Genomic DNA, 15,137 nt, shown 5'->3' with positions numbered 1-15,137 from the left:
ATGGCGACTGATAAAATTCAAGAAGTGTAGACGAAATGAAAAAAGGACTAAATTAAATCTTCGTAAAACAAAGGGAATGATTCGGTTCATAGCTAAATCACGGACACATTGTCTAACTTACTAAGCATTTTGATGTCGTTCTCCAGCCTAGTAGAAAATAACGCTCTTTGCTCATCATCAAATGGCATATATTTCTCTCCAAATATGTAACCTGAAGCCTCCATTTTCCGTAATACGTCTCGAGATCGTTCTGGAAACTTCGACAAAAAGGATATAGCCTCATGAGTTATAGAAGATCTCGAGACCGGTATGGATGGACTAAACTCACCTAAGCAACCAAAAGATAACTGTTCAAGAAACATGCTTTTTCGAATTCTAAAATTAGAAAAATCAAATACAACAAACTCAACATCGGGATTGGCTTTGATTAACCCCTTAAAGCACTCGAACCATGACAAATTTTCCAGATCCATTTTTTGTATGTATTCATCAAAAGACAGAAATTTATAATGCCTCAGATACTCACAATATAAAGATGCTAAAAAACCATCGAAACTTCTTATAGTTATGAACACTCTAACTGTATCATGACGGAAAATAGATAGCATCCTTTCGACGTTTGACTTTAAGTTTGGGTACAAAGTACCAGATAACGGTGTGTCAACTCCACCTATTAGGTTCTCTTCTGAAATTATAATATTATCTACTTGAACACCATCAACTATATCTTCACGTTTTAGAGTGGGAACTAAACCGAAGAATTTAGATGTTAGTTTTTTCCTATTGTTCGGAAAATCCACATACTCCACACTATTATCCAACAGTTTAACTTGACTTTGTTTTAACTGACCTTGCAAATATGTTGTCGCAGTTTTGTGTACACCAAAGTGAATGTTGACCTTCATTAAAACCTCGAGTTTTATTTATTCAAATAGTTAAGATATTCATCATACACCTTTGACTTATGTGCAATTAACTCGCCCTCAGGCCGGAGCTTCCTTGCCAAGTTCATTAGAACACTCGCTGATTCAATGTCACCTAGCCTTTCAAAACTAATCGCTAAATCTCTAAGGTTATTAATATTTTCGTTATTTCTTTTGTGAAGCATTTGTTTTGTATTGTGTGAGTGAGGTAATTCACTATCAATTATCTCAAACCCATGTGCCTTAAGAAAAACACTAATTTTATCGGAGTCATCACTATCGAGGTCAAAAATCAACAATCGGTTGGAATCTTTAAAATAATCCTTGACTCGCCTTACGTGACTATCAAACTCCAATGCCCACTTCTGTCTCAGCTCACTTTCCTTGAGACCATAAAACACCATACTCTTCGCCATATAGTTAGAGTGCTTTCTTCTACTATTGAGCCATTTATTAACATCTCTAACATTCAAGATAAATACTGAGTTAGGATATTCAATTGCCATACTTTCAAAATGATCAACGGCAGCAAAAAAACGTTGCCCTTGCTCTTCCATATGTTCCATGTCTGTAAAACAATCAAATGATTCATAACCATCGAGAAGAGCTCGGCCTTCAAGCTTGTTCCTATAAATTGCTTTAGATAGCTGGCCATTATCCCAGTGAACAGAATTAAGCTTATTGTTAATAAAGTAATGATGTAAGCTTAAAGTTCCACATTTATTGAAACCAATTTGGAATATTTTTTTATTACTACCCATTTATAACACCTCGAGTAATTTTCTTAACTATCTTGTGTTCTTCCATTATGGAATTTATAACCTCTCTGGCTTTTGAGGCTTTACTCATAACAGTCTGTCTACTATTAGATATGCAATCTCTAATACAGTCATTACTAACTAGTTTTTTAAGCTGCTCTTCATAAGAATCAATCACACTTGCTCTCAGGTCGATAGTGTATTCCGCGTCCAGAAACCATCCGTTTCTGGATTTCTTGAGGCCAAGAGATGAGTTCAGCATAGTATCCCCTCTTAGGGCTAGCGCCAAATACTCATCAACACTCCTCATTGTGTGATGAAGGATAAAGTCAGACTTCGTTGCATATTCCTTCGAAAGTGCCTCTTGTCTAGATGAAACCTCCCCTTTTCCCATTCTGAACCATTTACCTTCTCTCACGAGGAAATTATGAGAGGAGTCAACGACAATATTCTCCAGCTTGTTGGGTACCTTAACAATACTCTTGTAATCACGACCGGGGGATACATTCAACTCTTCAGAGATTGGTGGAGAAAAAGCCTTCTCTTGCCCACTGTGATTCATGTATCCGATAGATATAACGTCATAATCACCGAGCTTATACAAGAAATCATGAACACTATCACTAGAAGAAATAAAGAACTCATCAATATCAAGGAACATTAAATAATCAAACTTATTAAAGTTTTCCACCAAAGCTTGTGAATAAATTCTAGACTGTAAAGGGTTTCGCTTTAAGTAGCCTCTAGATATAAGTGAGTCATTAGTGATGAACTTGCCATCGATAATATAGTCTGCCTGAGAATACTTGATTTTTTCATTTTCCCTTGACAACAAACTTAACAATTCGTAAGAACCATCAGATGTATTATTGACAAAAACTTCAATTTCATCGAAACCAAGAGAGAGATGATAAGCCAACCACTCATGTAAGTAAGCACCTTCATCTTTTGCTATTGCTATTAACTTGACTCTCACAAAAACCTCGATTATTTTAGTTCATTAACTGTTAGATATACAATTCGCATGATGCCAAAAATCAGCAGAATAATAATTGCGAATAGTAATATATTGTAGAAAACTCGTGGATATTCATTACTTTCTGGGATAGTAGCCGTCTCAACTAGAACTAGGTACTTTATTTGTCGATAAGCTTCTATTCTAGACTTTTCCATAGAGACTGAAGATGATGTATACGCTTTTATTGCTAACTCTAACTCAACTTTTAACTCTGCATACTGGGAAAGTACTTTACTTACTGGTAGTACTTCATCAAGGCTATTCTCTCCATGCTCTGTCAACCTTAACTTCTCCTCCTCCAACTGCTTCTCAAGAGCTCTCATATTATTTTTCGCAATAATTACTTGAGGCGCATCTTCACTCATAACATTCGTAAGCGCCTGAAGGTCTGCTTTGCTCTTGACTATTTCACTCTCAAGTCGATATGCGATATTAGAGAGGGCTACACTTTCAACCTCAGGGTTTATTAGGCCGTGTTTCTGTTGATAGGCCAATAAGTCACTCTGTGCTACTTTAAGCCTTTTCTCTATTCTGTTGTGCTCATTTACAATAAACTCTAACTGCGCCTCAGCTAATTGATGGCTGATACTGTTTATATACCACTCAGCTCTAGCAGCAATGGTATTTGCTAATCGGTGGGAAAACTCAGGTGAAAAGCCTTGAGCCTTGACCGTTATGATATTTGACTTTTCACTTACTTCAACGGCTACACGCTTAGCGAAATACTCAACGAACTTTTCTAAGCTATGCTGCTTAGGTAGGCGGCTGAAAAAATCACCGTTGGACTCATAGTGATCCCTTACTTTTAATTTATCATCTAGGTATTTCAGCATATCATTAGAATATACATATGCAACCACCAGCTGCGCGTCTACGTTACTTGTGCTTACACCTAATCCGGTTAGCAATGCCATGCCCGCATCCATCGTAGTTGCACTATCGGGTTGCTGAACTATTAGTTGTGTCCTACTTTCATACCTAGGGGCTGCAATAAGGAACTGATAACAAGAAAACACTATGATTGGAATAATAACAAAAATAGAGAACACACTATCTCTAATTACCGCAATTTTTTTTTGAAACTTACTTTCTCTGGTATGAACGACACTTTCTTCTTTATCAACTTTAGAACTAAAACGCTGTTCTTCAGAGTCAGTTTCCTTTTTTTCAGAGACAGCCAGTGCTAATTGTTCAGACTTGACCGCCTGTTCTTTTCTAGCTTTACGGGCCCTTGATCTTTCAAGGTTTGATATCCTTCTCTCAATGCGCTTACTCAACTCCGGATCAGACAACATTATTATCTTTGCCTGTCTTTCTAAGTATTCAATATTATTTAGCTGACTTTTATTATGCAGCTTTTTAAACTCTTCGAATTTCTTCTCTATCATATAAACGTTTACTTATTGAGCCTAATAAAGCCTATCTACTAATTGCCTGTTTCCAATACAAATGATAACAAGCCAAAGAGAAAAAAGTGACTACCAATGTAGATATATTAAGATATAGTTCACTAACACCCACAGCACCAAAAGATGGGTATGCAGATTGACGAGATAACTCAATAGCATGAACTATCGGATTCCAATCAAAATACTTCCACATTTCTTTTGGTATATCCTGAAGAGAAAAGAATACCCCTGATATGAACAATAGAGGTCTTTGAATCATTACTCTTAATTTGTCTACTTCTGGAACATATGACCTAGCTAAAGCAAACAAAATACCTATACTAGTAGCCAACAACCAGAGCATGATAAAGTTTCTTAAAACCCCAATTGGGTCATGCACCTTTATCTCGATCTCTAGAAAAAACATCGCAATAACAACCGAAAGTATAACTGCCATTTTTACCAACAGGTCGAACCCTACAACCGCTATAGTTGAGGCTATAGGTTGAACTTGACGGAAAGCAAAGAGTGGCTTGTTTTTCTTAAAGCTATTTGCAGCCGAGCTAAGTGTCATTAGAAAAAGCTGTATACTGATCATTCCGTACACAATAAAAACAAAGGTTGGCATTGAGTGTGATTCACCTCCATCTAATCGCCCACGCATGAATGATAAGATAAATATGAAAGATACCGGTTGAATTACTGCCCAACTAATACCAAACTTATCGTTAAACCGACTCTTTATCTCACGCAAAAATATCGCGAAGATTACATTCCCCCAGACCTGAAGCAAGGTTCGCTTGTTTACTTTAGCCAAACTACCTCCTTCAGCCTTTAGTTAATCGCAACATTCGCCGCCACAGCCATCTGATAAATAATCTGCGTGATGTCTTTCACATTCTGCATCAATTTCACATCAACTTTTGGCAGCACTAAGATTTGATCGCCCTTTTGTACCGGACGAGCACTGTTGAACTCAACTAGGCCATTGGCACGCACAATCGCAATACGCTCATCTTCGGCGCGCTCAGTAAATCCTCCAGCCCAGGCAATGTAATCATCGAGTGTCGCATCAGGGTTGAATACCACTGCCTGCGGCATCAATACCTCACCGCCAATTTGCACCAGGTCGGTTTTCGCAGGAATTACAATTTTGTCGCCCTGCTCTAATAGAATGTTGGCGACATTACCGTTTTCAGCAACAACAACTTTACCTAGCGGCATCACTTGACGTGCTCGCTCGGTGAACTGAAGCACTAAACGCGCCTCTTCTGCACGAATTGCCGCCTCGCCAGTAGATGACGTTGGCGCAGTAAATACCGTGCGCTCTAGTCGATCAAGCGATTCATCGATCATCTCTTTCTGTTTTTGAGCCACGCTCTCACGCAAGATATGCACTGAGCTGTAATCCGCAAGATTTGGATCGATTGGAATTTGGCTCATCATCTCATGCAGTCGAGTGGCTTTCTTAACCACAAAATAGGACGGGCCTAGGTAACTACCAGAGACTTGCACATCTATCACTTGAGCATGCAGGTCGTCGTTGAACAGAACCTTATCGCCATCTTCTAATGGGAAAGATTGAAACTCATCGTAGGTCATATAGCGCGAGAAGGGACCAGAAGAGCGATTGCCCATCACGCCTACATGGCTGACTTTGGCCAGGGGACGTGAGTAGCTGACAAGTTGCTCACCCAATGCTGTATCGGTGGCGAGCTCAAATCGGAACGGATTGCGCACTCCGCCCGCAACCGTAATCGCGGATTTTTGCGGACTCACCAAAATCACATCGCCGTCTTTAAAGCTCACCTCAGGCATTACACCAGATTGAATAAAGTCATAAAGATCGATGGTTTGTACGATTTTATTATCACGCAGCACCTTGATTTCACGATAGCTGCCTCGCTCCGAGTCGATGCCACCAGCACGTTTGAGGAAATACAGCACGCTATCGGAGGCCATTCCCGCGTATTGACCCGGACGGATCACCGGACCTGATAAGTAAACACTGACTGGCGTCGCGGTCAGCAAGTTAACGTACACGCTGACGTTATTGGTATAGATCTGCTTGATCTTAGAGGTGACTAAGCGATTCACATCACTGGCACGAACATCTTTAACAAAAATAGGCCCGATCTCAGGTATAAAGATGTTGCCCTGATTATCGACGGTCACCACGTTGGAGTAGTTCACCGCGCCCCACAGCCAGATATTGATCTTATCGCCAGCTGCGATCAGATAGTTATCGTTGAGGCCATCGCTACGCTCGGTTTCATAACCACCCGCAAAGAGATTGGCGCCATATGGCGGGGGCAATGGCTCACCCGACGAAGGCAGCAACTCTCTAACATCAGTTTCACCCGGCAATAGAGTACCTACTCGTCGCTCAGGCTGGAAAGTACCCTGTTCAAGTGCTTGATTAGGGTTCTGTGTTGGCAGGTCTGCCGCCATACTCGCCGGCGGTATAGCCGATGGAGGCAATTGCTGCAGCGCTGCCATCTGCTGCTCAGGGGTGAGAGCAAGTGCGCTAGCGGCGGTCAGGAAACCTGCCGCAGCAGTCGTAACAAGGCACAATGTGGTTCGATAGGACATAGGCTAGATTTCTACAGCTGATGAGTTCTCAACGATGTCTTGGACCAAAAACCACCCGGTGGTCGATTTGCCATTTTCATCTTGGGTGGTTTGCTGACATGCGGTACGAGTAATGGGTGTGGTGCTAATACTGTTTAGTTCAGCAAGCGGCGTGATAGATAGGGTACGACAGGTGATCCCCAGTGCCGAGGTATAGCTAGGCTGCGCTAAGATAGTGTATTGCGGATGTGAAATACTGGTGGCGTACTCGATATTGAGTGAAGACCAGTACTGGCTTGATATTGGCGTGCCGATCGGTGCGAGCTGCTCTGAGACGAGGGGAAGACTGGCTTGCACTTGTCTTGGCTGACTACTGCATGCGCTCAAAAGCAGCGCACCAAGGGCGCTGATGACAACTCTCATTCGTTTCATATTCTTATTTTTAGGTACGCTACCGCCCCAAGGGTTAAGCATATCCCCTGAATGCGCAAAGTTGGGCCAAATTACACACCGTACAAAACAGCGTGCTACATAAAAAATTGGTCAGTATATGCATTTTGAGTGCAGGTGTAAAACCGTGCTACGAATCTTGGAAAGGAGCTCAATGCTCTTTTTTGCAGCGCGGAACTGCAGACTTAGGCACATCTCATTTAAAGCTAGAACGCTTTTACTGTTACATCAAATAGATGCGGGCAGTTTTTAATTAGAGTTTCAGCCAAGCTACGACTATTCTTGTCTCAAAGTGCTTTCATCACCGACGAAAGTTCAGTTACACTTATGAGAATTATCACTTAGAATAGTTAGGTGAGTGGCTGTCTCACTGCAATTGCATGCTGGTTGACTAAGATTTTGGTACCTGGAGCTGTTGGTGTTTTCGTCTCTTTGATTATTGGTGGCTATGTGCTTTACAACTTTCTTGAGCTTGCATTCGTATTTTTCTTTTCGCTTACATCTCTATTTTTCTTAAGAAAAATTGCAACCAATATTGGTTTAGTCGACACCCCTTCTGCGCGTAAAAAGCACCAGGGGCAGGTTCCGCTCGTCGGCGGCCTCTCTTTATGCATCTGTTTGCTGTACTTCCTGTTTAATAACCCAGACATTATTCAACATGCCCACGTCTACGCTTCGTGCATTGTTGTGCTAGTTATCGTTGGCACCATCGACGATAAGTATGACCTCGAAGTCAAATTTCGTCTGATCATTCAATTTTTCCTTTCCGTTGCGATGATCTACTTGGCGAAGATAGAAATTCATACGCTCGGGGAGCTGCTCTCTGAGGGAGAGACGATAAAACTCAATTGGATACGCTATGTCATCACTGTTTTGGCGGTGATGGGCGCAATGAATGCGTTTAACATGGTGGACGGGTTGGACGGATTGCTTGGCGGACTTTCAATTGTTACTTTTGGCGCACTTGGCGCGTTATTGCTTTTAAGTGGTCAAATTAGCACGTCTTATATGTGCTTGGTGATTGTTGCAGCGATGGTTCCATACATCATGCTTAACTTGGGTGTCTTTGGACATCAAAGGAGGGTGTTTATGGGGGATGCCGGCAGTATGTTAGTCGGTTATACGGTGATCTGGTTTTTGCTGCTTTCGAGCCAAGACCTGCCTCAACCTTCCGTGCGCCCTGTCACCGCCCTATGGCTGATTGCTATTCCATTAATGGATATGGTGGCGATTATGATCAAGCGTGTTCGTGAAGGCAAATCCCCCTTCAAGCCAGATCGCCAGCACTTGCATCACATCTGCCAACATAATGGGATGTCACCGGCGCAAACCTTGATCGTTATCTGTTCAGTTTCTTCTGTGTTTGCCTTAATCGGCGTTCTGGGCGAGGCTTTCGAAGTGCCTGAGTATCTAATGTTTTATGGCTTTTTACTTTGCTTCGGCGGATACCTATTCGTGATGCACCGGTTGCAGGAAGAGACAACACAGCGCATTGCTCAGCCGCAAGTTCAGTCTCGTTAAGATTGTATTGGGTGTATTGTGCGTCCTAGGGCGGCAGCATCTGCCGTCATTGGTCGTATAAACCTTCAAATTGAATAACGCTTGGATGCCACCCCGTGGCTCTCTTTTGCCCCCTTTCTCACTCCTGCTGTTTCTCGCCTCTCAGCATTGACGGTGATATACTGAGCCATTATTACGCATCATAGAGATAGGAAGTAATTATGATTATCGTGACTGGCGGCGCTGGTATGATTGGTAGCAATATCGTTAAGGCTCTTAATGTGAAAGGCATTAACGATATCTTGGTGGTGGATGACCTCACCGATGGCAAGAAATTCACTAACCTGGTCGATCTTGATATTGCCGACTATATGGATCGCGATGACTTCCTAACCCAAATCATGGCAGGTGATGATTTCGGTCCAATCGATGCGGTCTTCCATGAAGGTGCTTGCTCAGCGACGACTGAGTGGGATGGCAAGTATATGATGCTCAACAACTACGAGTACTCAAAAGAGCTACTTCACTACTGTCTTGAGCGTGAAATCCCGTTCCTTTATGCCTCATCTGCCGCGACCTACGGTGAAACAGAGACCTTTATCGAAGAAAAGCAGTATGAAGGTGCACTGAACGTTTACGGCTACTCTAAACAGCAGTTTGATAATTATGTTCGACGCGTATGGCAAGATGCTGAGGAGCATGGCGAAACGCTTTCTCAGGTAACTGGCTTTCGATACTTCAACGTATACGGCCCGCGTGAACAACACAAAGGCTCGATGGCTTCTGTCGCCTTCCATCTTAATAACCAAATGAACGCGGGTGAGAACCCGAAACTGTTTGCCGGGAGTGAGGGATTTAAGCGCGACTTTGTCTACGTAGGCGACGTAGCGGCTGTTAACCTTTGGTTCTTAGAAAACGGCACCTCGGGTATTTTTAATCTAGGCACCGGTAACGCTGAGTCATTTGAAGAGGTGGCGAAAGCCGTGATAAAGCATCACGGTAAAGGTGAAATCGAAACCGTTCCTTTCCCTGAGCACCTCAAAGGCGCATACCAAGAGTACACCCAAGCGGATTTAACCAAGCTACGCGCCACTGGTTGTGACCATACATTTAAGCCAGTCGCTGAAGGTGTGGCTGAATACATGGCACTGATCAACCGCTAGAGGCGAGAGGCGAGAGGCGAGAGGCGAGAGGCGAGAGGCGAGACTATTTTGCCTCTTTGCTAACACAGTCAGCTAGTGCTTGCTTTCTTGCCCTTGGCAAAGGGGCCTCGTTCCCGCTTCGTTACTGAACCACACCCCTTCTCTGTTTTTAAGATAAATTATGACCATCAAACGCGACGACTTTGACTCTAAGGCTTATAACCCAACGTTTCAGTGGCACTTCCTTGCGCCAAAATATTGGGGTACGTGGCTTGCGGCAATTGCATCACTGCCTGTAGCGCTACTACCACTTAAAGTGCACAAATGGATGGCGCGCGTTATTGCCGCAAGATTGACTAAATCACGCCAAGGCCCTGCGCATCGTGCACGGGTAAACTTTGAGTTGAGCTTTCCAGAAAGGAGTTTTGCTGATCGCGAGGCCATGATCGAGAGCAACCTTTATACGGCTGCACTGTTCTTTTTCCGCTTTAGCCTGCTTACATTGCGCTCGCCGCAATGGCTACAAGACAACTGCACCATTCGCGGTGAAGCGATCCTCAAGGGGCATATCGAGAATGGCGACAATGTCATCTTGATGGTGCCACACTCTTGGGCAATTGATATCCCGGCGGTTTTGTTGGCCTCACTCGGAATGCCTGTTTCTGCCATGGCGAAGAAACAGAAAAATGAAGTGGCGGACTGGTTGATGCATCGTCAGCGAGTGCAATACGGCGGTCGTGTTTACGAGCGCTCTGGGGGAATTAAACCATTCTTGAAGTCAATCCGAGATGGCTACGTGGGCTATTATCTACCTGATCAAGACCACGGCCGCGAGCATAGTGTGTTTGTTGACTTTTTCTCTACGCGTAAGGCGACGCTACCGGGGCTGGGTAAGATTGCTAAACTATCTCGAGCCAAGGTGCTTCCTATGTTTGCTGCTATCGATGGCGAGACTGGCCAATTTGATATCGAAATTCTACCAGCATTCGAGCTAAACCAAGGTGATGAGCAGGATGCTCGTGCCTGTAATGAGGCGATTGAGTATTTTGTCCAAGACAAGCCCCATCAATATATGTGGGTACTGCAGCTACTTCGCACTCAAGAAGATGGTAATAACTACTACAACCTCTACAAACCACGCTATGACAGTGATTGGCAGGTAAAATAATGACTAAGATTTTGGTAATTGGCCCATCTTGGGTGGGTGATATGGTGATGTCGCAATCGCTGTATATCACGCTGAAAGAGCAAAACCCTGAGTGCACGATTGATGTCATGGCACCGGGCTGGTGTAAGCCGATCCTTGAGCGTATGCCTGAAGTCAATCGCGCTATCGATATGCCAATTGGTCATGGTGAGTTCAATCTGAGCGCGCGCCGTCAGCTTGGCATCCAGTTACGCACTGAAGGCTATGATAAAGCATTTATCCTACCTAACTCGGCCAAATCGGCCCTGATCCCTTGGTTTGCCAAGATTCCAACTCGTATTGGCTGGAAGGGTGAGATGCGTTATGGGCTGCTTAATGACCTGCGTCCAAACAAAAAAGACTTCCAGTATATGGTTGAACGTTATGTGGCTTTAGCTTTTCCTAAATCAAGCATGCAAAGCTCAGCCTCACTTGGTGGTCTAGAGACTCTGCCAAGGCCAAAATTGAGAATCGATACTCCCCTTCAGCAGATGACATTGGATAAATTTGCCCTCAACCGTGACAGCAAGATTTATGGTCTCTGCCCTGGTGCTGAGTTTGGACCGGCAAAAAAGTGGCCCGAATCTCATTATGCAGAAGTCGCCAGCGCCATGACAGAAAAAGGGGCACAGGTTTGGCTATTTGGCTCACAGAAGGATGTAGACACTTGCAATAAAATTCGTTCGTTAGTGCCGAGTGAACGCCAATCACAAGTTATCGTTCTTGCGGGGCAAACCAGCCTGATTGAGGCTCTCGACCTTTTGGGCGCGTGTGATACCGTGATATCTAATGACTCCGGGCTCATGCACGTTGCGGCGGCTGTCGGTTGTAATGTGGTGGCTATCTACGGCTCCACTTCGCCAAAATACACACCACCATTAGCGGAAAAAGTTGAGATGGTGCACACCGATATTGAGTGTCGCCCTTGCTTTAAGCGTGAGTGTCCACTTGGTCACCTGAAGTGCCTAAAAGAATTACCTGCAAGTTCTGCGATCAAAGCCATTCATAAACTTGAAGAGAGCGCTATAAAGGTATGTTAATACGTGGGCTCTATACCCTACTTCTATTTGTAGTCTCACCGGTGTTGCTGTTTGGCTTGTATAAAAGTAAGCCAAACAAGCCCAAGTTTGGCACTCGTTGGAAAGAGCACTTTGGGATAACTCCGCCCCTTACGTCCGATCTTAAACCGCTGTGGATACACGCGGTTTCGGTGGGAGAAAGCATTGCTGCGATACCCTTGATTAAGGAACTAAAAGCGCGAAACCCACAGCAAGTGATTGTCGTCACCACCACGACCAGCACTGGGGCAGAGCAGATCGCCAAGCTTGGTGATTTGGTCCAGCATCGCTATATGCCAATTGATTTTCCTTTCGCGGTTAATGGTTTTCTAAAAGAAATTCAGCCATCTGCTCTGCTCATTATTGAGACGGAATTGTGGCCTAATACGCTTCATATCGTCAACGCCGCGGGCATTCCGATTACGGTGGTCAACGCACGGCTATCGGAAAAATCGCGCCGCAACTACGCCAAAGTAAAACCTTTATTTCACCAACTAGAGCGGTCTGTGACTCAGTTCCTCTGTCAGTTTGAGGCGGATAAAGACCGTTTCAGTCAATTGGGTGTACGTGAAGAAAAACTCGAAGTCACAGGCTCAATTAAGTTTGATATCTCTATCGATGAAGATACTGTCCTACAAGGGAAAGCACTTCGTCAAGCGATAGGCTCCGAGCGCCCTGTTTGGATTGCAGCCAGCACCCATAAAGGGGAAGATGAGCAAGTATTGCGTTGGCACCAAGAGGTCCTAACTAAGCATCCTGACAGTCTTTTAATTATTGTTCCTAGACATCCTGAGCGATTTGATGACGTTCATCAGTTATCAATCAGTATGGGATTCAACACCGTACGACGAACGGCTCAATCTTTAGAGCAGTTAGCATCATCACAAGTCTATTTGGGTGATACGATGGGCGAAATGCTTGTGCTTATGGGTGCGTCAGATGCCTGTTTTATGGGAGGTAGCCTCCTAGGAGACAAAGTGGGTGGCCACAATGTTCTCGAGCCAGTGGCTTTGGGCCTACCGGTTATCATAGGGCCAAGCTATTTTAATTTCAAAGAGATTGTCGAACCACTAATCACCGAGCATAAAGTGACTGTTATCAAGGATAATCACAGCCCATCAGGCCTCATTTGTAGTGACCTTTTCAAACCCAAAAGACAGCAGCCAGCCAATCTAAAGTGTAATGCCATCAACCAGGTAATTACACATATAGGTATGTAGTAAAATGAATCACACCGGAACTATTCTTGTAATCTTGTACAACAAGACTATTTTAGAATCTACCACGCTCTCATCACTAGTGGACTATCAGGGAAATCTTACCCATATTGACCTGCTAATTTGGAACAATGGACCTAGTGAAGTAGATACCTCTTTACCTGAGGTTTACTCAGAAAAATTTAATTCCATTACTATTCACCAAGATACCAGCAATGCCGCCCTGTCAAAGATCTATAACTTTGCTCTTGAGCACAATAACAATGATTTTTGTATCGTTTTGGATGACGATTCTACATTGTCGCAACAATACTTAGATAAGGCGACTAAAGGAACAAAAGACGCTTGCTTAGTACCGATCCTGACCAATCAGGGTAAAGTTCAAAGCCCAACAATAAAGAAAAACAAAGTAGAACAACCTCAGCAGCTGACAGAAATTAAGCGATTTCGAGCGGTAGGAAGTGGGGTTGTCATCAGTCGCCAATTCAAAGAAAAAATGAAGACGGCTTATGGCAGCGTCTTTGACGAGCGCTTTTTTCTCTACGGTGTAGACACTACGTTTTTCATTAGAGCCGAGCAAATAAAGCTTATCCACCTCATCAGTGTGATTCCCGGATTTGAACACTCATACTCTCGTTTAGAATCAGAGGATGAAGTCCTTTCTGACTTTAGGAAGAAGGAAAGAGCTTACGATGAAGGACTAAGGAACCGATACTATAAATCTAAGCCAAGCCTCTTTCTCTACACCCTCAAGCTATTGTGGAAAATCGCATCTAAAGATGATAATCAGAATGAGCGATATATCTGGGATGCGATAAAGTCAGGTAAGCACTATCGTTGCTAAAGCCCTACTTGTGTAGGAATACTAAAGATTAGGCGGGCCTAGTTCAAACGAGTTTGCTCAGAGGTGACGCTGAGCAAACTCAATCAAAAGGCACCGTAACGTGATTAATTAGGTACGGCACTACGTGAGTCGTTATCATATATCAAAGTAAGACTGGCACTCTTCGACAAAGTCTAAAACGCGGTCGACAGACTCTCTTTGCCTTTGCTCAATGGTCTCCAGAACTCTATCCTGAGTAGCATTCGCCCACGTTATTTGCTCATCACTAAACCCATACGCGATGCCATAACGATCCTTTTCATCAGAATACCACTCATCAATGGATGTGTTTTCGTCTGGGACGACAACTGATTTACAGCCACACAGCACTGCAAACTTTGAGTAAGCCGTGTAGTCATCATAAGAGATAAACTGCTCTGCTCTTTTAAACTCTCGAGCTATTTCACGGTGTGATAAACCGTCAATACATACGGAACCTTCAGGGTGAATAAAGGGTTTGTGCTTACCTTTTCTTACCATATAACACGTCCCCGAACGCTCAGCGCTTTCATTCTCACGGTTATATATTTCCAAGGGGAAATGATTGACCTTGAGCTCTTTAGTCGAGAGTTTGGAGTTGTATAGCTCAAAGTCCTTAATTCCAGAGCTATATTTAAAGTACAGCTCACCCGTAGCAAAGCACACTTCCTTTCTAAAGTGTCCAGGCTGGTGTAAAAACCAACGAACAACATTGGTCGCTTTTAGTGGGTTACCAAAAGTTAGCTCTGGATAGACACAGATGCTTGATGACCATTCAATGTCAGATATTGAACTAATGACCGGGGTGTTAAATTCAGGGTTAGTTTTGTACCTTGCTTTGTCTCTAGCAAACTTATATCGCTTATTGAATAAACGGAGCAATTCATAGAGCGAGTGAAATTCATGCTTCTCGAGTACCCTAGGCACTAGGTAGGCTTGGTGCTCTGTCTCTTCATTAAGGATGTGTGCTAACTTATGGAGAGCAATGCATCCTCCTGAGTTCTCGTTATAACTTGGAGCATAGATATAGAACTTCATAACTTCCTAACCAAACATAAGATCTG

At 43.6% G+C, this 15,137-nt stretch carries 14 protein-coding genes; 6 read left to right on the top strand and 8 right to left on the bottom strand.

Translation table 11 applies throughout. The features are described 5' to 3' along the window. Positions 1-92 precede the first annotated feature (92 nt). The 7 genes from ACSTTG_RS15460 to ACSTTG_RS15430 are packed head-to-tail and all read right to left on the bottom strand — an operon-like array spanning position 93 to position 7,081. Positions 93-905: a hypothetical protein gene (locus ACSTTG_RS15460; protein WP_438475450.1), complete on the bottom strand. Its 813-nt coding sequence runs from the start codon at positions 903-905 to the stop codon at positions 93-95. A 14-nt stretch (positions 906-919) separates the two neighbouring features. Next, on the bottom strand, positions 920-1,684 hold the full coding sequence (locus tag ACSTTG_RS15455) for a sulfotransferase (RefSeq protein WP_438475449.1): 765 nt from the start codon (positions 1,682-1,684) through the stop codon (positions 920-922). Continuing rightward, complete coding sequence (locus ACSTTG_RS15450; protein ID WP_438475448.1) at positions 1,677-2,657, bottom strand: glycosyltransferase family 2 protein; 981 nt, start codon at positions 2,655-2,657, stop codon at positions 1,677-1,679. Before ACSTTG_RS15450 ends, ACSTTG_RS15455 begins: the two co-directional genes overlap by 8 nt. 11 nt (positions 2,658-2,668) lie before the next feature. After that, positions 2,669-4,087: a KpsE/RkpR family capsule polysaccharide export protein gene (locus ACSTTG_RS15445; RefSeq protein WP_438475447.1), complete on the bottom strand. Its 1,419-nt coding sequence runs from the start codon at positions 4,085-4,087 to the stop codon at positions 2,669-2,671. Positions 4,088-4,118: 31 nt separating this feature from the next. Continuing rightward, positions 4,119-4,904 (bottom strand): ABC transporter permease, encoded by a 786-nt coding sequence (locus ACSTTG_RS15440; protein WP_438475446.1) that lies wholly within the window; start codon positions 4,902-4,904, stop codon positions 4,119-4,121. A gap of 17 nt (positions 4,905-4,921) precedes the next feature. Next, positions 4,922-6,679: a polysaccharide biosynthesis/export family protein gene (locus tag ACSTTG_RS15435; protein ID WP_438475445.1), complete on the bottom strand. Its 1,758-nt coding sequence runs from the start codon at positions 6,677-6,679 to the stop codon at positions 4,922-4,924. Positions 6,680-6,682: 3 nt separating this feature from the next. After that, positions 6,683-7,081 (bottom strand): hypothetical protein, encoded by a 399-nt coding sequence (locus ACSTTG_RS15430; RefSeq protein WP_438475444.1) that lies wholly within the window; start codon positions 7,079-7,081, stop codon positions 6,683-6,685. A 414-nt stretch (positions 7,082-7,495) separates the two neighbouring features. Here ACSTTG_RS15430 and wecA point away from each other — a divergent pair, with 414 nt between their 5' ends. The 6 genes from wecA (at position 7,496) to ACSTTG_RS15400 (ending at position 14,055) form a co-directional block, all read left to right on the top strand. After that, a complete protein-coding gene (wecA, locus tag ACSTTG_RS15425) occupies positions 7,496-8,629 on the top strand; it encodes a UDP-N-acetylglucosamine--undecaprenyl-phosphate N-acetylglucosaminephosphotransferase (protein ID WP_438475443.1) in 1,134 nt (377 codons plus the stop codon). 200 nt (positions 8,630-8,829) lie between these two features. Beyond that, a complete protein-coding gene (rfaD, locus tag ACSTTG_RS15420; protein WP_438475442.1) occupies positions 8,830-9,771 on the top strand; it encodes an ADP-glyceromanno-heptose 6-epimerase in 942 nt (313 codons plus the stop codon). Positions 9,772-9,931: 160 nt separating this feature from the next. Beyond that, positions 9,932-10,918 (top strand): lauroyl-Kdo(2)-lipid IV(A) myristoyltransferase, encoded by a 987-nt coding sequence (lpxM, locus tag ACSTTG_RS15415; protein ID WP_438475441.1) that lies wholly within the window; start codon positions 9,932-9,934, stop codon positions 10,916-10,918. Further along, a complete protein-coding gene (waaF, locus tag ACSTTG_RS15410) occupies positions 10,918-11,976 on the top strand; it encodes a lipopolysaccharide heptosyltransferase II (protein WP_438475440.1) in 1,059 nt (352 codons plus the stop codon). The genes lpxM and waaF overlap by 1 nt, the downstream gene beginning before the upstream one ends. After that, positions 11,970-13,214 (top strand): lipid IV(A) 3-deoxy-D-manno-octulosonic acid transferase, encoded by a 1,245-nt coding sequence (gene waaA, locus ACSTTG_RS15405; RefSeq protein WP_438475439.1) that lies wholly within the window; start codon positions 11,970-11,972, stop codon positions 13,212-13,214. The genes waaF and waaA overlap by 7 nt, the downstream gene beginning before the upstream one ends. Positions 13,215-13,218: 4 nt before the next feature. Continuing rightward, entirely contained in the window at positions 13,219-14,055 is an 837-nt protein-coding gene (locus tag ACSTTG_RS15400; RefSeq protein WP_438475438.1) for a glycosyltransferase family 2 protein, read from the top strand. 135 nt (positions 14,056-14,190) lie between these two features. Here ACSTTG_RS15400 and ACSTTG_RS15395 read toward each other — a convergent pair whose 3' ends face one another. Next, a complete protein-coding gene (locus ACSTTG_RS15395; protein ID WP_438475437.1) occupies positions 14,191-15,111 on the bottom strand; it encodes a WavQ in 921 nt (306 codons plus the stop codon). Positions 15,112-15,137: the final 26 nt, after the last annotated feature.

It is taken from the genome of Vibrio glycogenivorans (assembly GCF_051660965.1).
In the GTDB taxonomy this organism is placed as follows: Bacteria; Pseudomonadota; Gammaproteobacteria; order Enterobacterales; family Vibrionaceae; genus Vibrio.
The sequence above is the reverse complement of the archived record's forward strand: the minus strand, read 5'-3'. Positions and strand labels throughout refer to the sequence as shown.